General features: G+C 61.8%; 20 protein-coding genes. 11 read left to right on the top strand and 9 right to left on the bottom strand.

Translation table 11 applies throughout. From position 1 onward, the window contains the following. Positions 1 to 229: 229 nt before the first annotated feature. The 3 genes from G6M89_RS16545 to G6M89_RS16535 form a co-directional block, all read right to left on the bottom strand. Positions 230 to 646, bottom strand: coding sequence for a universal stress protein (locus tag G6M89_RS16545; RefSeq protein ID WP_165162985.1), 417 nt, complete (start codon positions 644 to 646; stop codon positions 230 to 232). Positions 647 to 808: 162 nt separating this feature from the next. Beyond that, complete coding sequence (locus G6M89_RS16540; RefSeq protein ID WP_165162984.1) at positions 809 to 1,249, bottom strand: universal stress protein; 441 nt, start codon at positions 1,247 to 1,249, stop codon at positions 809 to 811. Positions 1,250 to 1,363: 114 nt separating this feature from the next. Then, positions 1,364 to 1,864, bottom strand: coding sequence for a universal stress protein (locus tag G6M89_RS16535; protein WP_165162983.1), 501 nt, complete (start codon positions 1,862 to 1,864; stop codon positions 1,364 to 1,366). A 462-nt stretch (positions 1,865 to 2,326) separates the two neighbouring features. Between G6M89_RS16535 and G6M89_RS16530 the strand changes: the two genes are divergently transcribed. Beyond that, positions 2,327 to 5,152: a cation-transporting P-type ATPase gene (locus G6M89_RS16530; RefSeq protein WP_165162982.1), complete on the top strand. Its 2,826-nt coding sequence runs from the start codon at positions 2,327 to 2,329 to the stop codon at positions 5,150 to 5,152. Positions 5,153 to 5,280: 128 nt separating this feature from the next. Here the strand turns inward: G6M89_RS16530 and G6M89_RS16525 are convergent, their stop codons facing one another. Both G6M89_RS16525 and fer read right to left on the bottom strand, forming a co-directional pair. Beyond that, positions 5,281 to 5,931, bottom strand: a complete 651-nt coding sequence (locus tag G6M89_RS16525) for a hypothetical protein (RefSeq protein WP_165162981.1) — start codon at positions 5,929 to 5,931, stop codon at positions 5,281 to 5,283. 74 nt (positions 5,932 to 6,005) lie between these two features. After that, a complete protein-coding gene (fer, locus tag G6M89_RS16520) occupies positions 6,006 to 7,235 on the bottom strand; it encodes a ferredoxin Fer (RefSeq protein ID WP_165162980.1) in 1,230 nt (409 codons plus the stop codon). 181 nt (positions 7,236 to 7,416) lie between these two features. On the opposite strand from fer, the gene G6M89_RS16515 reads away from it, so the two are divergent. The 5 genes from G6M89_RS16515 to G6M89_RS16495 all read left to right on the top strand — a co-directional run bounded on the left by G6M89_RS16515 (position 7,417) and on the right by G6M89_RS16495 (position 11,801). Continuing rightward, positions 7,417 to 7,665 (top strand): hypothetical protein, encoded by a 249-nt coding sequence (locus G6M89_RS16515; protein WP_165162979.1) that lies wholly within the window; start codon positions 7,417 to 7,419, stop codon positions 7,663 to 7,665. Positions 7,666 to 7,785: 120 nt separating this feature from the next. Further along, positions 7,786 to 8,547 carry a proteasome assembly chaperone family protein gene (locus tag G6M89_RS16510; RefSeq protein WP_165162978.1) on the top strand — a complete coding sequence of 254 codons (762 nt, stop codon included), beginning with the start codon at positions 7,786 to 7,788 and terminating at the stop codon, positions 8,545 to 8,547. Between the two features lie 115 nt (positions 8,548 to 8,662). Beyond that, complete coding sequence (locus G6M89_RS16505) at positions 8,663 to 9,892, top strand: diacylglycerol kinase family protein (RefSeq protein ID WP_165162977.1); 1,230 nt, start codon at positions 8,663 to 8,665, stop codon at positions 9,890 to 9,892. 139 nt (positions 9,893 to 10,031) lie between these two features. Continuing rightward, positions 10,032 to 11,144 (top strand): glycerol dehydrogenase, encoded by a 1,113-nt coding sequence (locus G6M89_RS16500; protein WP_165162976.1) that lies wholly within the window; start codon positions 10,032 to 10,034, stop codon positions 11,142 to 11,144. Between the two features lie 168 nt (positions 11,145 to 11,312). Next, complete coding sequence (locus G6M89_RS16495; RefSeq protein WP_165162975.1) at positions 11,313 to 11,801, top strand: PKD domain-containing protein; 489 nt, start codon at positions 11,313 to 11,315, stop codon at positions 11,799 to 11,801. Positions 11,802 to 11,852: 51 nt separating this feature from the next. Here G6M89_RS16495 and G6M89_RS16490 read toward each other — a convergent pair whose 3' ends face one another. From G6M89_RS16490 to G6M89_RS16480, 3 genes are all read right to left on the bottom strand, one after another. Next, positions 11,853 to 12,311 (bottom strand): universal stress protein, encoded by a 459-nt coding sequence (locus G6M89_RS16490; RefSeq protein ID WP_165162974.1) that lies wholly within the window; start codon positions 12,309 to 12,311, stop codon positions 11,853 to 11,855. Positions 12,312 to 12,361: 50 nt separating this feature from the next. After that, the gene (locus tag G6M89_RS16485) at positions 12,362 to 12,832 is read right to left on the bottom strand and encodes a DUF2267 domain-containing protein (protein ID WP_165162973.1); all 471 of its coding nucleotides are present in this window, start codon (positions 12,830 to 12,832) and stop codon (positions 12,362 to 12,364) included. Positions 12,833 to 13,012: 180 nt separating this feature from the next. Continuing rightward, positions 13,013 to 13,666 carry a dienelactone hydrolase family protein gene (locus G6M89_RS16480; protein WP_165162972.1) on the bottom strand — a complete coding sequence of 218 codons (654 nt, stop codon included), beginning with the start codon at positions 13,664 to 13,666 and terminating at the stop codon, positions 13,013 to 13,015. Positions 13,667 to 13,759: 93 nt separating this feature from the next. Here G6M89_RS16480 and G6M89_RS16475 point away from each other — a divergent pair, with 93 nt between their 5' ends. Next, positions 13,760 to 14,398 (top strand): phosphoribosyltransferase, encoded by a 639-nt coding sequence (locus G6M89_RS16475; RefSeq protein ID WP_165162971.1) that lies wholly within the window; start codon positions 13,760 to 13,762, stop codon positions 14,396 to 14,398. Positions 14,399 to 14,551: 153 nt separating this feature from the next. After that, positions 14,552 to 15,769: a CBS domain-containing protein gene (locus tag G6M89_RS16470; RefSeq protein WP_165163200.1), complete on the top strand. Its 1,218-nt coding sequence runs from the start codon at positions 14,552 to 14,554 to the stop codon at positions 15,767 to 15,769. A 16-nt stretch (positions 15,770 to 15,785) separates the two neighbouring features. Here G6M89_RS16470 and G6M89_RS16465 read toward each other — a convergent pair whose 3' ends face one another. After that, complete coding sequence (locus tag G6M89_RS16465) at positions 15,786 to 16,229, bottom strand: universal stress protein (RefSeq protein ID WP_165162970.1); 444 nt, start codon at positions 16,227 to 16,229, stop codon at positions 15,786 to 15,788. A 239-nt stretch (positions 16,230 to 16,468) separates the two neighbouring features. Here G6M89_RS16465 and G6M89_RS16460 point away from each other — a divergent pair, with 239 nt between their 5' ends. The 3 genes from G6M89_RS16460 (at position 16,469) to G6M89_RS16450 (ending at position 18,327) form a co-directional block, all read left to right on the top strand. Beyond that, the gene (locus G6M89_RS16460) at positions 16,469 to 16,978 is read left to right on the top strand and encodes a universal stress protein (protein WP_165162969.1); all 510 of its coding nucleotides are present in this window, start codon (positions 16,469 to 16,471) and stop codon (positions 16,976 to 16,978) included. A 291-nt stretch (positions 16,979 to 17,269) separates the two neighbouring features. Further along, on the top strand, positions 17,270 to 17,692 hold the full coding sequence (locus G6M89_RS16455; RefSeq protein WP_165162968.1) for a CBS domain-containing protein: 423 nt from the start codon (positions 17,270 to 17,272) through the stop codon (positions 17,690 to 17,692). Between the two features lie 341 nt (positions 17,693 to 18,033). Next, on the top strand, positions 18,034 to 18,327 hold the full coding sequence (locus tag G6M89_RS16450; RefSeq protein WP_165162967.1) for a 2-oxo acid dehydrogenase subunit E2: 294 nt from the start codon (positions 18,034 to 18,036) through the stop codon (positions 18,325 to 18,327). Positions 18,328 to 18,336 lie beyond the last annotated feature (9 nt).

Here is an 18,336-nt window from a genome sequence, read left to right as displayed (position 1 = left end):
GGCGTGACGTGATAGCCAGCTGGATGTGCGGTCACTCTATCGGCTCGAGTGTGATACTGTAGTGACTCGCACACCAAGATAAATAAATCTGGATGGGGCCGGCAGTACGCGAGGTTGAAACGTGTAGTCCGCAGGTGGTCCTCTTGCTGGTCACTGTCGGTGTCGTTGGTATGCGAGCGCCGCGAGTCGGGTTTGCAGGATATCTGACTCGCGCCGACACACACCGCACTTATCGAACTATCGTCACTGGAACGGGTGCCCGGCGGGCAACCAGTTCGGCGACACTCCCGAGGAGCACGCGTGACGGCCCCGAACGACCGTGACTGCCAAGGACGATGTGATCGATATCCGACTCGGTCGCGAACGAAACGATCTCGTTCGCTGGCTGCCCGACGACAGTTTCAGTCATAACTGAGTGACCGTATTCAGCCGCAATTTCGGCGGCCTCCTCGAGCAGTTCAGCAGCGTCTTCGCGGCGCGATTTGATGATCGAATCGTACGCGTACGCACCGCCTTCGCCGTACATTCCGGTTCCTGGATTGATGACGTGAATCAATGTGAGGTCCGTCTCAGGAAACTCTCGTGCCGCATGTTCGACCGCCTTTTTTGCCGGTTCCGAATCGTCGATGGGGACTAGTACGCCCATGGTGGTCCTTCGTGCATCGGTTACAAAAATATACGCGACGACCGCGCTGTATGGGCTGCGCCGAGAACCGCACCGCCGGCACCTGTCGATTGTGTGTCCGCACGCGGTCGTTTACCGTGGACGGCGTGTAGATGATACTACGGCGACGACACCGACGTGCTGTCAGCGCACAACCGTCACCGGGACGTCTGATCGCTTCACGACGAGTTCGGCTGTACTTCCCATTCGCGCCCCGGCTGCGCCACCCTGTCCACGATTTCCGATTACAATCTGGTCGGCACCACTCTCATCGACGGCGGCCAGAATGACCTGTGCCGGTGAGCCGACCCCTGTTTCGGTTTCAATCTCGAGGGTCATCGTCGTGTCACCCTCGTCTTCAAGCGTTGCCTGTGCGTCCTCGAACAGTCGATCAGCGCGCGACTGCTGGTCGGCAAGCCACTCGTCAGTCAACGGCGGCAACTGCTCATCAGCAGGCGTCACTTCGAACGGATCGATTGCGTGGAAGAGAATAAGTCGACTGTTCGGGAAGGTCTCGAGAGCGTACTGGAACGCGGCTTGTGCGTTAGCTGAGCCATCGTGTGGAACGAGAATCGATCGGGCCATTGGTTCAACTCAGATGTTTGCGGGGAACGAACCTAAAACCACGTACCGCCGAGACAACTCATCGAACTGGTGGTTGTGATTGAATCGGTGAGCGATGCGTGAACGAGCAAGCCACTATTCCTCATCCGGGTTCGATTCGGGAACGACGAGGACTGGAATCGAAGACTGTCGAACGACTCGGTCGGTCGTACTCCCCAGCAGTCGTGTCACACCGGTCTGTCCCGTCCGTCCGAGAGCAATGAGGTCAATGTCGTTGTCCGCCGCGTACTGGACAATCGTTTGGGCCGGGTGGCCGCGCCGGATGGCGGTCGTCACGTCGACATCGTGGTCTTCGTACGCCGACGCGATTTCGGCCACAAGTTGTTCTTTGAGTTGCTCGAGTTCGTGAACGTTCGAACTATCGAACCGTAACGGATCACCCGTCGTATCGGCGACTGCGAGGACGTGAACCGCTGGCGTCTCCGCGTCAGTGGCTGTCCCGCTCTCGTCAGCGTTGGTCGGTAACTGCTCGGCAATCGAGAGTGCCCGGGAAAGAGCAGCCCGCGAGGCGGGACTCCCGTCGGTTGGAACGAGAATTGTTCGGACGTCGTCGTCGGTGTGAATCGTCGGACCCATTCAAGACATCGTTCACTTTCATCTGCTCCCGGTTAGCAGTTCGGATTCCTGGAACGTCGATTCAGGCTGTGACCTCGAGCCACCGGATGCTGTCGGCTGTGTGCAGACAGTCGACAGCTCACAAACCGGCCGAACGGTGCTCGTTCCCCATGTCAACGTTCTTGACAGCCGATGGAAAGCACATCAACTAATCTACGTGTTAACTGGGGTATTATCTGTCGAATCGTCGTAGGATCGTCACATGCCCGTTCAGACTACTTGCACCGTCGTCACGACCCCGTGCGATTGTTTCGAGGTATCGATCTGTGGGCCGTTCGCTGCGGATGGGGTCGCAACGGCAGCCTGCTTGTCTCCCCTCAGTATTGGCACGCATATCGCCGGTACGTAACGGCCGTCTCACGTTTGCGTCTCGATGCAAAGAACCGGCACTGACTACGACGCAACTCTCTCGACAGCAAACCCGTGTCACAAGCAGACGCCAAGCGACCCACCGGCGACACACCGACGGACTGGCATGCACACCCACTTGAGGAGGTCTACGCGGACCTCGAGACGTCCGCAGAGGGACTGACGGCTGCCCAGGCCAGTGACCGACTCGAGCGTGAGGGGCCGAACACAATCGAAGCCGAGGAGGGAACGTCGCCGCTGCGGATTCTCGTCGAACAGTACTCATCGGCGCTGATCTGGGTGTTGATCGTCGCTGCGGTCGTGATGGCCGCTGTGGGCCACACAATAGACGCGGCTGTCATCGCGGGAATCGTGGTCTTCATCACGCTGTTTGGCTTCGTTCAGGACTACCGCGCCGAACAGAGTATCCGTGCGCTTCAGGCGATGGCAACGACGTACGCCATCGTTAGACGCGATGGCGAGAAACGAGAGATCGCTGCAACGACAGTCGTCCCCGGTGACGTTATCTTCGTCGAGTCGGGCGATATCGTTCCGGCGGACGCACGCATCCTCGAGGAGTCGAATCTTCGCGTTGACGAAGCGGCACTGACGGGCGAAAGCGTCGGCGTATCGAAGGAAGTTGGCCAGGTCGACGAGGAAACGTCGCTGGCCGAGCGGACGAACACCATCTACAAAGAGACGGTCGTCGAACGTGGCTCCGGGGTGGCAGTCGTGGTCGAGACCGGTCCCGAGACCGAAATCGGCCAGATTGCGACGGCACTCGAGGAGGCCGAGGACCGAGAGACGCCGTTCCAGTCCGAGATGGATCAGTTGGGAAAACTCATCGCCGGTATCGTCGTTCTCGCGGTGGCGGTGATTGCGGTCGCCGAACTCGTCATCGGTGAGACCGAGCCACTTCAGGTGTTCCTGACGGCTGTCGGCATCGCCGTCTCCGCAGTTCCCGAGGGCCTACCGGCGGTCGTCACCCTTTCGCTCGCGCTTGGGGCTCGCCGGATGGCCGATCAGAACGCCCTGGTACGCCGACTGCCCATTGTTGAGGCGCTTGGCTCCGTCGACGTCATCTGTACGGACAAGACGGGAACGCTCACCGAAGAGGAGATGACGGTCCAGCGGCTCGTCACCAACCGTGAAGTCTACGAGGTGACAGGGACCGGCTACGGCACCGAGGGAGCGTTTCTGCAGGACGGTGACCCCGTAGACACGGAGCGGGTCGCCGAGGTTCTTCGCTGTGGCATGCTGTGTAACAACGTCGATCTTGGGACTCGAGAACGCGACGAAACCGGCACCAACGGATCCCCCGGCGACGGGACCACCACCGCAAAACCGACTGGACAGGAGCGAACCTACCTCGGCGACCCCACCGAAATCGCGTTATTCGTCGCCGCTCAGAAGGCTGGATTCGACCACGAGGCGCTCGCCGAGGAGTATCCTCGAGTCGGTCAGATCGAGTTTACCTCGACGCGCAAACGAATGACCACGATCCACGAGACGCCAGACGGCGACCTGAAAGCGTACATGAAAGGAGCGCCGGAGACCGTCCTCGAGCGTTGTAACCGGGAACTCGTCGATGGTGAGATCGTCGAATTGACCGCTGAGCGACGTGCGGAACTCGAGCAACAGAACGAAGACTTCGCTGAGGATGCCCTGCGCGTGATGGGGTTTGCCTACCGACCTGACGTGTCCGACGAGCAGGCGAATCGGCCGGACGAACGCCTCGAGCAGGAGCTGGTCTTTCTCGGTCTTCAAGGGATGCTCGATCCGCCCCGCCCCGAAGTCACCGACGCGCTTGCAGGCTGTCTCGACGCGGGTATCAACGTCGTAATGATCACCGGCGACAACGCGGTCACGGCACGAGCGGTCGGTGAGGAAATCGGTCTCCGCTCGACGACGGTGATCTCGGGTCCCGAACTCGAGGAGATGAGCGACGAGCGACTTGCGAACGTCGTCGAGGATGTCGACATCTTCGCGCGGACGTCACCGGAGCATAAGACTCGAATCTTGCAGACGCTGCAGGCAAAGGGCCACACGGTCGCGATGACCGGTGATGGGGTCAACGACGCTCCGGCTGTAAAAAACGCTGATGTCGGCGTCGCGATGGGGATCCGCGGGACCGACGTCACCGAGCAGGCCTCTGACATCGTTTTACTGGACGACAACTTCGCAACCATTCGAGATGCGGTCAAGGGTGGCCGTCGAATCTTCGATAACGTTCGGAAGTTCGTCAACTACCTGCTGTCTGGTAACGGCGGCGAGGTGACGATGATCTTCTCCGGGTCGATGCTCGGATTCGGTCTCGTCATCACGCCGATCCAGATTCTCTTTATCAACGTCGTCACTGACGGTATCCCAGCGCTCTCGATGGGTGTCGATCCCCCCGCGAAAGACATCATGGAACGTGACCCGCGGCCGCCTGAGGAGGGCGTCATCACGGATCGCATCATCACCTCAATCGTCGGTATCGCGATCTTCATGACGGTCTGTCTGCTCCCGCTGTTCACGCTGAACTTCTACGGTGAACTCGTGCCGGGATACGACGTGCTTGGTGCAGTCATCGGCTGGAGCCCCGATTACGAGCCCAGCCGCGAACTCGCCCAGACGATGGTGTTTACCGGCTTTGTCGTCTTCGAAATCGTCCGTATTCAGGCAATCCGCTACCGCTACGGGCTTGGGCTCTTTACGAACCGCTGGCTCGTGATCGCGGTGGCCGTTGCCGTCACGCTCCAGTTGCTCGTCCTCTACACGTCGACTGGCCAACTCCTGTTCGACGTCGAACCGCTCGCGCTCGTCCACTGGGTCCAAATAGCCGTCGCAGCGATACTCTTTGCATTACTGATGGCCGTCTTCGTGAAGGTTCAGGATCGATACTTCGAACGGTACTGATCCGTCGGATCGCTTCGGCGGTTCGGGTTGAGACGTTCGCGACCGCCGCATCGACCTTGGCGACGCGGCCTTCGGTTTCACTCCAGAGCGGGGTCGAGGTCGACTCGAGGCGGCTGTTCTGACCGAAATCACAGATCTGGCGGGTACTCGCCGGTCTTCCGGTACTCGGAGACGACCGCAGCGAACGCGATCACGTGGAGCGCGACGACGATGACGATCATCGCGAGGTAAAGCAGGTGGAGCGGATCATCCGAGAGAAACCCTAGCTCCTCGTACGGCCGGAGGTACGCCCGATCGTAGCCGTGGACGGCAACGAGCCAGAAGATGACGTAGGTGCCGTGGCTCTGGTGCCACTTCCAGGCTTTCGGCCCGAGATAGTCGTAGGCCTTGTTGTTGGACGTAACCGCCAGCACGATCGCGATGAGGACGGCGACCATGGCACCGAACGCCCACGGACTCATATCGACCAGGTAGCCGACGACGTCCCAGTCGCGGGCCCAGAAGACGAACAGCACATGGACGACCGACCAGATGGCAAACCAGATGCCCAGTTCCGATCGCCAGTTGACGGGGAAGTTTCCGGAAAACCGACGCCTAATCGACGGCCGGATGCGGACCAGCGGGCCGATAATCATCACCACAAACAGGATGAAGAAGGGAATCGCTGCGACGACGCGCTGCTCCCCGTATCCGACGACCCACAGCAGGATCGCTACGACGATGCTACCGACCGCCACGCCCAGGTGATGGGTGAGTTCGTTATTGGTATCTGCCGTCATGATAGTACCGTATCACATGGTTGTGATCACACGATCACCGATCGCTCGAATAAAACTATTCCCGGTACGAACCACTAGATGACACGATCTCGAAGCTCGTCGAGGTGTTTCGCCCCGTAGACCAGTTTGATGGAGTCGCTCGCTGGCGTGGCCACGCATGTCAACCGGAACCTCTTTTCTTCGACTTCGTCCTCCGAGAGGCTCCGCTGAACGTCCATCTCGACTTCCCCCTCGAGCAACACGGCAGCACAGTTCACGCAGCCACCGGCCCGGCAGTGAAACGGCCAGTCGTGCCCCGCCGCCTCGGACGCGTCGAGGATGTACTCGTCGCGAGACACCTCGAGGGTGCCGTGTGCCGTCTTGTCGAGGTCAGCCTCCGCAGCCCGCTCGAGGAGGTCGGCATCCTCGAGTGACCACCCGCGTTCGTCGACGACCTGGTAATCGAGGTATTCGACGGTCACGGCCTCGGCTCGCGGTGCACTGATGCCGATCACCGGCACGCCGGCAAAGCGGACGACGCGTTCGGTCGTGCTCCCAAGGAGGTAGCGCCGCAGGCCGGTCTCGCCGTGGGTCCCCATCACGATGCAGTCGGCGTCGTGCGTGGCCGCGACCGCCAAAATCTGCTGGTCGACACGACCGTCGGGTACCGAGATGTCGACGGTCTCCAGCGGTGACTCGCGCAACTGCTCGAGTGCGTCGTCGACCGGCTCAAGGCCGACCTCGTCGTCGCTCGAGAGGTCGATTGTCTCGGCGCCGTCGACGGCTTCCTCGTCACTGACGTGAACGATGTGGAGCCGCGAACCCGTTTCGACCGCAAGGTCAACGGCGTGCTCGAGGGCCCGTTCCGCGCTGTGGCTCCCGTCTGTCGGTACCAGGATGCGATCGAACTCGCCCTCGAGGTTCGTCTCTTCGTGGACTGTCGCGACCGGAACGGACGACTCTTGCAGTGTCTGCTCGGCAACGCTGCCCAGGAGGAACCGGCCGATTCCGCTGCGGCCGGTCGTTCCCATCACGATCAGGTCCAAATCGTGTTCGTCGGCCGATGCGAGAATCTCTTCGTGCACGTCGTCGTCCTGCTCGCGAAGTTCGGTCGTCACCTCGAGGTCGCGGTCCCGCGCTTGATCGGCTAGTTCTTCGACGGCCCGTTCGCCCCCGTTTTCGTCGTCGCCGCCAATGAGTCCACGCTCGAGAACCGAGACGACGTGCAGGGCCGCGTCGAAGCGCTCAGCGAGTCGGATCGCGTACGTTCCGGCGTCTTCTGCCACGGAACTCCCGTCGGTCGGTACGAGAATCGTGTCGTACATCGAACGGACCCTACCACACTCGTGTACAAGTAGGTTCACTCCACTCTGATACGGTTTCCTGTACGTCATTTCCGGCGCAACCGCCGCCAGTGTCGCGGTTGCGCCGGTAAATTGTTACAGGAATCCGTATGACACCACAGTCGGCGAGCAACTTACTATCCGTGAGTGCGTCTCTCACAGTATGGGCTACCTGAACAGCAACTGGCAATGCCGGCTGTACGGCCACGACTGGCACCACCCGTGGCACCACGAGGTCGTCGTCACGGACGACGTCGGTCCGGTCTACCCGCTCCGATGCGTTCGCTGTGCCGACGTGCAACTCCTCGACCGCGAGGGAACCAGTTGGCGACTCGACGACGAGGACGGCCCATCAATCCACGAGCGTGCACTCGAGTTCGAACTGGACGGCGAGTCCACGCGTCGGGATTGAGACGCGGTGTCGTACTGTCTGCGACGGGTGCTGGCCGTTTGCTCGCTTTAGACCGACCTATCAAGCAGGTCGAGGCCAGCCATACGATCATAGTCATCGAGGCTGTAGCTCCGCCTACACATGGCCGATCAGACTGTACCCGCGTCGTTCGAACAGGTCGCAGATATCTCCACGAAGGCCCCGACGCTGATTGAGGGACTCCCGGGACACGGGCTCGTTGCAGCCATCGCCGTCGATCAGATCACCGACCAGCTCGACCTCGAACATTACGGGAACGTTGCGTCGGACGAGTTCCCACCCGTCGTGACCTTCGAGGACGGCCTCGTGCAGGATCTGGTCCGGGTCTACGCCAGCGACGACCCGGCCGTGATGACCCTCGAGAGCGATCTCGCACTCCCAGAGCCGGCGTTCGAACCCCTCTCGCGATGCGTGCTCGAGGAACTGGCCGACGACTTCGGTCGGGCGATTTTCCTTGCGGGCGCGCCGGCCCAGTCCGAGGACGAGATCGGCGACGTGACTGGCGTCGCGACGACCGACGAGATACGCGAGGATCTGCTCAAGGCAGACATTGCAGTCCCGGACGAGCGAGGGCTGGTCAGCGGGATAACGGGCTCACTGGTCCGAGAGTGCTACCAGGCTGATGTACCCGCTGCCCTGTTGATCGTCCGCTCCCATCCGTTCTTGCCCGACCCACAGGCCGCCAAATCGGTAATCGAGACTGCGCTTGAGCCTCTCGTTGAGTTCGAAATTGACACGACTGCGCTGGACGAGCAGGCCGACGAGATCCAACAGCGGATGCGACAGGTCGCCCAGCAGTACCAGCAGATGGCCGAGGAACAGGGCCAGCAGCAACAGCAAATGCAGACGGGGATGTTTCAGTAGCCGTTCGGTTCCCGTCTCGTCCCGGGCGTCGATGGCTCCGACTCCAGTCACGGGTCGTTCGATCGTCTGATCGCCCGATCGCCGCTCCTATGATGCATCGAATGCAACGACGGCTATGAACGAGCGGCGGTCCGAGTCAATGTCCGTGTCCTCCCCTGAATCCGAATCCGCGTCCGGGTCCGAGTCGAAATCCCGCACCGATCGGCTGCTCGTCTGCAATCCCGCGAGCGGGTCGGCTGATCACACCTCCGACGTTCGAACACGGGGCGAGAAACGTGGCTTCGTCGTTCGCGAGACCGAGGCAGCGGGCGACGCGCGCCGGTTCGCTCGCGAGGCGGCCGTCGACGACGATGGCGGTGATACCGATGAGAGCGACGGTGAGGGTGACGAGACCGTCGACGGCGGCAGCGCTACCAGTCCCGTCTCACTGATCGCCGTCGCGGGCGGCGACGGCACTGTCAACGAAGTCATCCACGGCCTCCTCGAGGCGGACGCGCTCGAGCGAGTCGATATCGCGGTGCTTCCGACGGGCACTGCCAACGTCTTCGCCAGAACGCTCGGCATTCCAGACCTCGATGCCGGATTCGAGGTGATCGATGACGGCACCAGCCGACGGGTTGATGTCGGCGTCGCCGACGGACGCCCGTTCCTCAACACCTGTCTGGCCGGGCTCTCCGCCGATGCGAACGCGTCGACGCCCGACGAGTGGAAGCGCCAGTTCGGACCGCTCGCCTATGTCCTCACGACGCTTCGATTCCTCCCCGAGTACGAGGGGCTCCCGCTCGAGATTCGGTACGACGAGACAGAAGTTGACGGCGATGCTGGTACCGGTGGCGGTTTCGGTTCCGGTGCCAGTGTGGAGTTAGAGTCCGGTGACAATACCGATACTGGCGTTGATGGTAACGATGACGCCACTAATGCTACGGACGCCGATGACGCCCATGACGACGATGACGGAACGACGTCGACGTGGCGAGGAAACGCGTTGCTCGTCCTCGTCGGGAATGCCTTCCGGCTCCCGACAGTCAGGAGACGCTCACGGACTCCTATCGCGGACGCCGCCCTCGAGCTGGTCATCCTCGAGCGGGGGCGCGACGGCGAGTCGCTCGCAGTCGACGACAAGGGCACAGCGAGCGTGTTCGACACCGATCTCGACGCGATTCCGGGGCCGATCACCAGGGTCGAGGCGTCGTCGGTGTCGATCACGACTCGTGAAGACGATCAGGAGCCCGTGAACTTCAGTCTCGACGGCGAACCCCTCTCGGCGACCGACCTCGAGGTGTCGATTCGCGAGCGAAGTCTGTCCGTGCTGGTCGGCCCTGAGAGTCCCGTTCGCGATCAGTAGCTCAGTAGCGGTGTCTCTGAGGGGCTGTATCCCTGGATCGAGCCACCTTTTATTGCAAGGGTGACAAACGCCCGCTTATTTGGTCGCCCCGGTCATAGCGGATAGTGTGGATTCGAGACACCAGTCTCGAGGAGTATACGTGACACAGGTATTCAGATCTCCAGCAGGATACGTACAGGGCCGCAACGCTATCGATGAACTCGGCGACCACGCCGCAGATCTTGGGGATAGCGCCGTCGTTCTCGGGGACGAGCTCGTCCTCGATCTCTTCGGTGACCGCATTCAGGATGGACTCGAGGCGGGCGGATTCGACGTCACGCTCGAGGAGTTCACCGGTGAGTGCTCCGAGGCCGAAATCGAGCGGGTCGCCAACGTCCACGAGGAGTTCGGTGCCGACGTGATCGTCGGCGCTGGGGGCGGAAAGGCCATCGACACCGCGCGGGCCGCCCGCGAACACACTGGCGGGGCACTCGTCTCGCTGCCGACGGTCGCTTCGACCGACGCGCCGACGAGTTCCGTCGCCGTCATCTACACCGAAGACGGCGAGTTCGTCGAGTTTCACGTCTACGAGCGCCACCCCGAACTCGTCCTCGTCGATACCGAGATCGTCGCCGAGGCACCGACGCGACTATTTCGGGGCGGGATCGGCGACGCGCTCGCGACCTGGTTCGAGGCAGAAGCAGCCCACCAGTCGGGGGCGACCACAATCTTCGGAACGCGCTCGACGCGAACGGCCCAGCAGATCGCCAGACTCGCGTACACGACGTTGCGAGAACACGGTCGGTCGGCAGTCGACGCCGTCGAACGCGACGCCGTCACCGACAGCGTCGAGGCCGTCGTCGAGGCCAACACCCTGCTCAGCGGCCTCGGCTTCGAAAGCGGCGGACTCGCTGCCGCGCACGCGGTCCACAACGGCCTGACCCAACTCGAGGCGACTCACGACGCAACCCACGGTGAGAAAGTGACAATCGGGACGATCACACAGCTCGTTCTCGAGGGACGTGACGACGCGTTCATTGAAGACGTCGCTGGCTTCGCAGCATCGGTGGGGCTGCCGACGACGCTCGCCGAAATCGGGCTCGAGAACCCCTCGACAGAGGACCTCGAGGTCGTCGCGGAGGCGGCCTGCGCCACAGAGGAGACGATTCACAACGAGCCCTTCCCGGTGACACCCGCGGACGTGCGCGACGCACTCGTTGGCGCGGACGCGATCGGCCACCGTCTCTCGGCGGTCGGACGCGACGGGGAGTGAGAGAAGTGGCGGAATTGAGACTCCGGCACTCGAGTACTCGAGTGGGAGTAGAAGTATGGCTGAGGGAGAGAGTGAAACAGTTCAGAGGCTGCTCGAGCGTGTCCGAACGCTGAACAGTCGCTCCTATGATGAATTGACATTAATTACTGGGTTGGCATAGGACCGGCTATGAGGGAGCAGACTGCGAGTCGATTGTCCCGGCGAACGCTGTTACGGATCGGCGGCGCGTCCAGTCTGGCAGTGTTCGCGGGCTGTGCGGACGAGGAGCCCGACGACAACAACGATGTCGATAACGACGAGGACGAAGACGAGGACGAAGACTGGGGCGCCGTCGATGAATTCGTCTTCGAGGGGGAAGTCCAGGCGTGGACCGGCGTCGAACCGGCGTTCATCGAGGGCGACGAGAACCCAACGATTACGCTTATCGAAGGCCAGGAGTACGACTTCACCTGGATCAATGCCGACGGCGTGGTCCACAACCTCGAGATCAGGGACGAGGACGACGAGATTATCGACGACTACCAGAGCGATGATGTCGAAGAAGAGGGTGAGGAGACGACGCTCGAGGGCGTCGTCGCCTCCGAGGAAATGGACGTCTACATCTGTACGTACCACGAGGCAACGCAGGTTGGTGATATCGAGGTCGAAACCGAGTAACGTGCGTCGATCCGGCGGCTGGAAGTCGGGGAGACGACTTCAAGGCCCGTTTCACTCACCATCCACGGAGAACCGGACGGTGAGCACGGGGACGGGTGAAGCCCGCACGATTCGCTCGGTCGTGCTCCCAAGGAGGTATCGTGACAGCCCGCGGCGACCGTGAGTCCCCATCACGATCAGATCGGCATCGACGTGGTCGGCGTACTCGAGGATCGTCTCGAAGGGCGTTCCCTGGCGGACCACGGTGACGACCTCGAGATCGGCGTCTTCCGCCCGCGCTCGCGCCTCGACCGTTTGGACCGCGTCTTTGGCCGCGTCCTCGAGGGGTTCGATCGTCTGCTCGAAGGCAGTCCGATCGCCGAGATAGTCCAGTTCCATGAGTTCAGCACTGTCGATCACGCTGATTGCATGGACGGACGCGTCGTACCGCTGTGCGAGCTCGAGTGCGTTGTCGATTGCCGGTTCAACACCGGGACTGCCATCGGTCGGAACGAGAATGGTGTTGTACATCGTGGCTTATTCGCGTCGCAGATTGGACGTGAGAGTAGTGTACGAGGGGCTCATTCATCGATCTCCGGCTGTGGACCGCCGCCGGTCTGGGCCTCCTGGGCATCGCCCCAGCCGCCGCTGTCAACCACCTCGAACAGCGTGCCCCAATTCTCGTCGTCCGCGCTTTCGGGCAGCTGATCGCGAAGCTGCTGGAAGTCCGACGGCGGCACCTGTGATTCCACGAAATCGACGACGATCCGGGAGTGGTAGGCGGCCTCCGAGCGGTCGGTTCGGTCGCCTTCGCGGTCGCTGACCCGCGAGATGAACTCCTGCCAGTCGAACCGCTGGCCGTGGTCCTGTACCGCACCCGTCATGTACCACTTGATCTCCATCGGCAACGATGCCGCGAGGTCCTCGGCCGCACCCTCTGGAATCCGCTCGCCAAGCGTCATGAGCGTCGCTCGGATTGCCCGCACAGTTCGGCCAGTATCAGGGAACTCGAGTCGGTGCTGTATCTCGCCGGTGAACTCATCGAAATTCATTGCACTCGTTCACTCCTCGAGCAAGGGTGTCAATCTAGGGGTCCGGTGTATGCTCGAGTACCGTCTCGAGCATTGATACGGTCCGTTGTAGTTCGTTACCGGTGATCGTTGACCTCGTCCGAGCGATCACCGGTAAAACGCTACAACGATCCGTATGAACCGTTTCGTTAGCCGATGAGATCACGCTACCGTGTCGGCGAACCAATCAGCCGCCACGTCGGCGACTTCCTCGAGTTCACCGTCGCCCTCGAAGAGGTGGCCTGCACCCTCGACAACGTGAAGGTCGTTCTCGCAGTCGAGTTGTGTGCGCGCCTCGCGGTTGTACTCGAGTACCTGCGTGTCTTCGCCGCCGACGATGAACAGCGTCGATGCGCGGACCTCGTCGAGAGTCTCCTCGGCCATGTCGACGCGCCCACCGCGAGAAACGACGGCATCGACATCGTTCTCGAGGCGGGCGGCCGCCCGGAGTGCGGCCGCAGCACCCGTACTCGAGCCGAAGTAGCCAACGCTGGCAGTCGGTGTCGTCTCGCGAGTCCACAGCCACTCGGTCACCGCGACGAGCCGATCCGTAAGCAGTGGGATGTCGAACCGATTCTCGCGTCGCTGGTCTTCAGCCTCAGTCAGGAGATCGAACAGCAGCGTCCCGAGTCCGCGGTCGCGGATCACGCTCGCGACGTAGTTGTTTCGCGGACTCTTCCGACTCGAGCCGCTGCCGTGGGCGAAGACGACGATCCCTGGTGCATCCGCCGGCACCTCAAGCGCTCCCTCGAGTTCGATGTCGCCGTCGCCGACCGGGATAGAGACGACGCTGTCAGTTTCGGTCTCGTGGGCCATAGTGGGACGACACCGCCAACGACCTTGATGGTGGGGGCGTTGCGTTCGACGGTCCGTTATATAGTCTCTCGTCTCGTGGATTCGTCTAGGACGATGGCTAGCACACGACAGTTCACCGATAGAACCGACGCCGGCGAACGCCTCGGCGAGGCCCTGCTCGAGCGCGGGCTCGACGCCGACCTCGTCCTCGCGATTCCGCGTGGCGGTCTCCCGCTCGGCCGTGCAGTCGCGGACGCGCTCGAGGCACCGCTTGATATCGTCGTCGCGAAGAAGATTGGCGCGCCGGGGAATCCAGAATACGCTGTCGGTGCCGTGGCGAGCGACGGCAGCGTCTGGCGAAACGAACAGGCAATCGGTGGGACGCGGACCGACGAGGAGTACTTTCAGGAACGACGTGAGATCGAAGCCGAGAACGCCCGGCAAAAGGCCGATCGCTACCGCGGCGGTCGATCCGCTCCCGAACTGACCGGTAACACAGTGGTCGTCGTCGATGATGGCATCGCAACGGGATCGACCGTTAGGGCCTGCCTCTCGAAACTCCAGGGATCCGACGCCGCCCGGGTCGTCCTCGCCGTCCCGGTCGGCCCGCCGGACACGATCGCCGACCTTGAGGCGCAGGTCGACGAAGTCGTCTGTCTCGAGACTCCCGTCGGATTCAGGGGTGTTGGACAGTTCTACGCTGACTTCGGGCAGGTGACCGACGAGGAGGCAATGGCGTATCTCGAATCGTAAGCGAGAGCCAATCTCGAGGTGCCGATAGACCAGACTGACCAGAGATCGGGAATCACCACCGGGTATTTGGTACTGTCCAGCAAACTATCGACTGCGAGAGAACGCCTGCTACAGGACCGCATGTAAGAGCACACCCCACGCACGATCATGACCATGAACATTGAAGACATCATTTCCGAAGACTATGTCGAGTTCGCCCCGGATACCACTGTCTCGAAGCTCGTCGGCACGTTCGCAGACACCGCTGTCAACGGCGTCATTGTTCGCGGTGACGAATTCGAGGGCGTCGTCACCCGCAGACAACTGGCCACGTCGCACCGCCAGCCAAACGAAAAGCTCGGCTCGCTGGTCTGGCACGTCCCTCGGCTGACGCCCGACGAAGACATCCGCAAAGTCGCACAACTGATGATCGACAGCGACTCACAGTTGCTGCCCGTCTTCGAGGACAGCGACTTTCGCGGTGTCGTCACCGTCGACGGCATCCTCGAGGCGGTGACACCGTACCTCGATGCAGCGACCGTTTCGGAGGCAGCCTCGAGGGACCTGATCACGCTCTCGCCGGAGTCGCGACTCGGCGAGGCGCTGCACACGTTCCGAGAGCACCGTATCACGCACCTGCCGGTCGTCGAAGACGGGACCGCAGTCGGCATCCTGAGTCTCTACGACATTACCGATCTCACAGTGCGGGCCGAAGTCCAGAGCCAGGGCGGCGATGCCGGTGGCGTCGACCCCTTCGGTGGCGAAATATCCTCGAGCACGGCGCGTGCACGTCGCGGTGGATTCGGTGCGCGGGAAGGCGAACTCGAGCGGATGCTCGATCTGCCGATTCAGGACGTCATGGCGTCGCCGGTTCGGACCATTTCGCCGTCCGAAACGCTCGAGACGGCTGTCGAGGAGATGTTCGAGATCGACGGCTCCTCGCTGGTCGTGACCAGTGACGGCTCACCCTACGGAATCGTGACGAAGACCGACGTGCTGGACTCGCTCACCTGGGAAGCCGGTGGCAACCGCAGCGTCCAACTCTACGGAGCCAGCCTGATCGACGATCTCTCGTACGACGATATTGTCGCGATGGTCGAGAAGTTCGACGACCGAGATCACGGGATGAACATCCTCGATGCAAAGGTCCACCTCCAAGAACACGACGAAACACGGCGCGGCCGGTCGCTCCTGCTCGCCCGTGTTCGGCTTTACACCGACAGTGGACTGTTCATCGCATCCGGAGAGGGCTACGGAGCCAAGCACGCAATCAACGAGGCTCGAGACGTCCTCGAGCGCCAGATCCGCGACGCAAAGACCCACGGCCGGACGAAGAAGCCGCCGGGCGAGGAGTTTTGGGAGAAACGCTTCGGCTGGCTGCTCGAGGAGTAATCGACGGCTAGCGGTCTCATCTAACGACCGTCACAGGAATCGGTGCCCGCTCGACAATCGACTTCGCGACGCTGCCAAGCAGCAGATCTGCGCGCTCGGACCGTCCTCGATGGCCGACGAAGAGCGCGTCGAACGCCTCGGCGTAGTCCGCGACCGCTACAACTGGGTTCCCGTACAGCAGTTCCGTCTCAACGCTCACCTCGCGTTCGCTGGCGACTCGTTCCGCATCCTCGAGGATGTCCAACCTGCGTGCTTCGGCGTCGTCGAGGCGTTCAATAATAAGTCGGTTGTCGGCATCACCGAGACCGCTGATCGGTTCGCTGCCGCCCTCCTCGAAGACGGATGGATCGACGGAGTAAACGGCTGTAACCGAGCCGTTCATTGCGTCTGCGACGTCAATCGCGTGAATGAGTGCGTTCTTCGAAGCGTCAGAGCCATCAATAGCGACGAGGCAGTTCATGGCAGTCCTGTCGACTCGCACAAAAATAAACGATGGCCCCGGCAGGGCACGAACCACGAACCACGCTACCGTCGGTCGTCGTGAGGCAACCACTCGCCGACAGAGCCGATCACTCGAGGACGGTCACGTCGAACGTGCCGTCCCAGCGGTAGCGCCGACTGCTCGCAGCCGGACTGGTGGATTCCCGCTGCGTGGAAAGTGGCGGTCGAGTTTTCAATACTGGGTGAAAGTAGTCATATATGACACTGATCGTTCCATTCGACGGGTCGGAGTTAGCCGAGGCGGCACTCGTCCGAGCCACCGAGTTCGGGAACGTCTTCGACGAAATCGTCGTGGCCGTGAGCGTGATTCCGAAGGGAAATACGGACTACGCCAGAGAACGCGGCTGGCTCGGGACGGATGACGCGTTCGATATGGAGACCGTCGTCTCGACGTTGCACGAACAGGTGACGAGTCTCTGCCCGAGCGCGAATTTTCGTCACACCGTCGTCGATCGCCGTGCTCCGCCTGGCTCGATCGCGAAACGGTTGCGGAAGGTCGCGCGGAACGAGGACGCCTCGATGGTCTTCATCGGGAGCGAGAACGCGGGTCGGCTCGTCACGGCAGTGAGTAGCGTGGGCGGCTCCGTTGCCACGGATACTGCCTACGACGTCGTTATCGTTCGCCATCGTCGGCCGACGAAGATCTCGACACTCAGGACTGCCTCGGCGTACGACTCCCCAAAATCGGACTTCTACTATCCCGGATGACCCTCGAGTCGCCGTCGAACGGTTCCGAGCCACTTATTCTGGCTCGAACTGCCGTGAACTCGGTCACGTGAATAGTGGCCGTTATAGTAACAACTGCAACTATGTACACACTGATCGCCGACCCGTCCAGCGATCAGATGTGCAGTGACTTGCAGTGGCTACTATAGTGAGCGACGGATATCGATGGCCCAGACTGCTGGACACGGGAGCAGTCGATACTCGTGACAGTACGGGTCAGGGACGGACACCACCCGGTATTATAGTCGCAAGCGTGGAACGATAACAGGAATCATGCCAGTTGACAATCTCGCCCGCAGTGACGTCGTAACGGCGACCACCGAGACCGGAGTCCAAGAACTCGCGTCGACGATGGACGACGAGAGCGTCGGGAGTATCGTCATCTGTGACGACGACGAACCGGTCGGGATCGTCACCGATCGCGACCTCACGCTGCAGGTGATCGGCGACGGCGAGCACCCAGACGACGTCACCGCCGAGAACGTGATGTCGACAGACCTGTGTACGGTTGCCCACGACGACGGTTTCTATCAGGCGACAGAGCTGATGAGCGAGCACGGCGTCCGTCGATTGCCGGTCGTCGACGACGATGGCCAACTGAGCGGCATCATCACGGTCGACGACCTCAACGAGTTGCTCGCCGACGAACACCAGCAACTCGCGGATGTCGTGCAGGCACAGCGGCCGCCGTACTGACCGGTTTCGACATCAGTTCCGAACGGGGACGATCCGCTGAGACACCCTCGAGAAGTCCGCTGGATCGGTTGCACTCGAGAACTCGTTTTTGCTCGAGACAGTCCTGGAGAACGTGGAAAGGTCATTTGTCCGGGCTGGATGCCAGAGTATCCTGCCGCGTGCGGCTCACCGAGCGCCACTCTGCTGTCTCACTCGCGGCCGCTCGAACGCACTCCAACCTTGCTGTCTCACACTGGCGTCTCGTGCGACGTCGAGTGGGCGCAGACGCACCACCATGGCCACGGCATCGACGCCATCGACATGACGACTGTCGGGGCCTCGTGCAGGCGTGAGACCACTCGATGAGCCATCTGCAAAGAAGCACGTTCACGGTAACGAACCTCAGTCCGCTGGGCCTCGATTCTTTCAGTCCTGTCAGCAACCCCCCAGAGGTCGCCATTCTCGGAGTCAATCGCGTCCGCGAACGAGTCGTCCCCGACGGGAACGATGGAGACGTTGCCGTTCGCCGTCGCATGACCGTCGATCTCACGTTCGACCATCGGCCGCTCGACGGTGCCGACGCCGCGCGATTTCTCGAGACGCTTGCTGATCGCGTTCATAATGCAGAGACACTCGTCGACGCCTGTTCCAGATGACCAACGCAC

The organism is Natronolimnobius sp. AArcel1, assembly GCF_011043775.1.
GTDB lineage: Archaea > Halobacteriota > Halobacteria > Halobacteriales > Natrialbaceae > Natronolimnobius.
Note: the sequence above shows the minus strand (reverse complement) of the source record. Positions and strands in the feature narration are given on the sequence as shown.

Bases quoted from the DNA above. Each gene is read 5' to 3' on its own strand.
- G6M89_RS16545 (WP_165162985.1), bottom strand. From the start codon at position 646: ATGGGCGTACTAGTCCCCATCGACGATTCGGAACCGGCAAAAAAGGCG.
- G6M89_RS16540 (WP_165162984.1), bottom strand. From the start codon at position 1,249: ATGGCCCGATCGATTCTCGTTCCACACGATGGCTCAGCTAACGCACAA.
- G6M89_RS16535 (WP_165162983.1), bottom strand. From the start codon at position 1,864: ATGGGTCCGACGATTCACACCGACGACGACGTCCGAACAATTCTCGTT.
- G6M89_RS16525 (WP_165162981.1), bottom strand. From the start codon at position 5,931: ATGACGGCAGATACCAATAACGAACTCACCCATCACCTGGGCGTGGCG.
- fer (WP_165162980.1), bottom strand. From the start codon at position 7,235: ATGTACGACACGATTCTCGTACCGACCGACGGGAGTTCCGTGGCAGAA.
- G6M89_RS16515 (WP_165162979.1), top strand. From the start codon at position 7,417: ATGGGCTACCTGAACAGCAACTGGCAATGCCGGCTGTACGGCCACGAC.
- G6M89_RS16510 (WP_165162978.1), top strand. From the start codon at position 7,786: ATGGCCGATCAGACTGTACCCGCGTCGTTCGAACAGGTCGCAGATATC.
- G6M89_RS16505 (WP_165162977.1), top strand. From the start codon at position 8,663: ATGAACGAGCGGCGGTCCGAGTCAATGTCCGTGTCCTCCCCTGAATCC.
- G6M89_RS16495 (WP_165162975.1), top strand. From the start codon at position 11,313: ATGAGGGAGCAGACTGCGAGTCGATTGTCCCGGCGAACGCTGTTACGG.
- G6M89_RS16490 (WP_165162974.1), bottom strand. From the start codon at position 12,311: ATGTACAACACCATTCTCGTTCCGACCGATGGCAGTCCCGGTGTTGAA.
- G6M89_RS16485 (WP_165162973.1), bottom strand. From the start codon at position 12,832: ATGAATTTCGATGAGTTCACCGGCGAGATACAGCACCGACTCGAGTTC.
- G6M89_RS16480 (WP_165162972.1), bottom strand. From the start codon at position 13,666: ATGGCCCACGAGACCGAAACTGACAGCGTCGTCTCTATCCCGGTCGGC.
- G6M89_RS16475 (WP_165162971.1), top strand. From the start codon at position 13,760: ATGGCTAGCACACGACAGTTCACCGATAGAACCGACGCCGGCGAACGC.
- G6M89_RS16470 (WP_165163200.1), top strand. From the start codon at position 14,552: ATGAACATTGAAGACATCATTTCCGAAGACTATGTCGAGTTCGCCCCG.
- G6M89_RS16465 (WP_165162970.1), bottom strand. From the start codon at position 16,229: ATGAACTGCCTCGTCGCTATTGATGGCTCTGACGCTTCGAAGAACGCA.
- G6M89_RS16460 (WP_165162969.1), top strand. From the start codon at position 16,469: ATGACACTGATCGTTCCATTCGACGGGTCGGAGTTAGCCGAGGCGGCA.
- G6M89_RS16455 (WP_165162968.1), top strand. From the start codon at position 17,270: ATGCCAGTTGACAATCTCGCCCGCAGTGACGTCGTAACGGCGACCACC.
- G6M89_RS16450 (WP_165162967.1), top strand. From the start codon at position 18,034: ATGAGCCATCTGCAAAGAAGCACGTTCACGGTAACGAACCTCAGTCCG.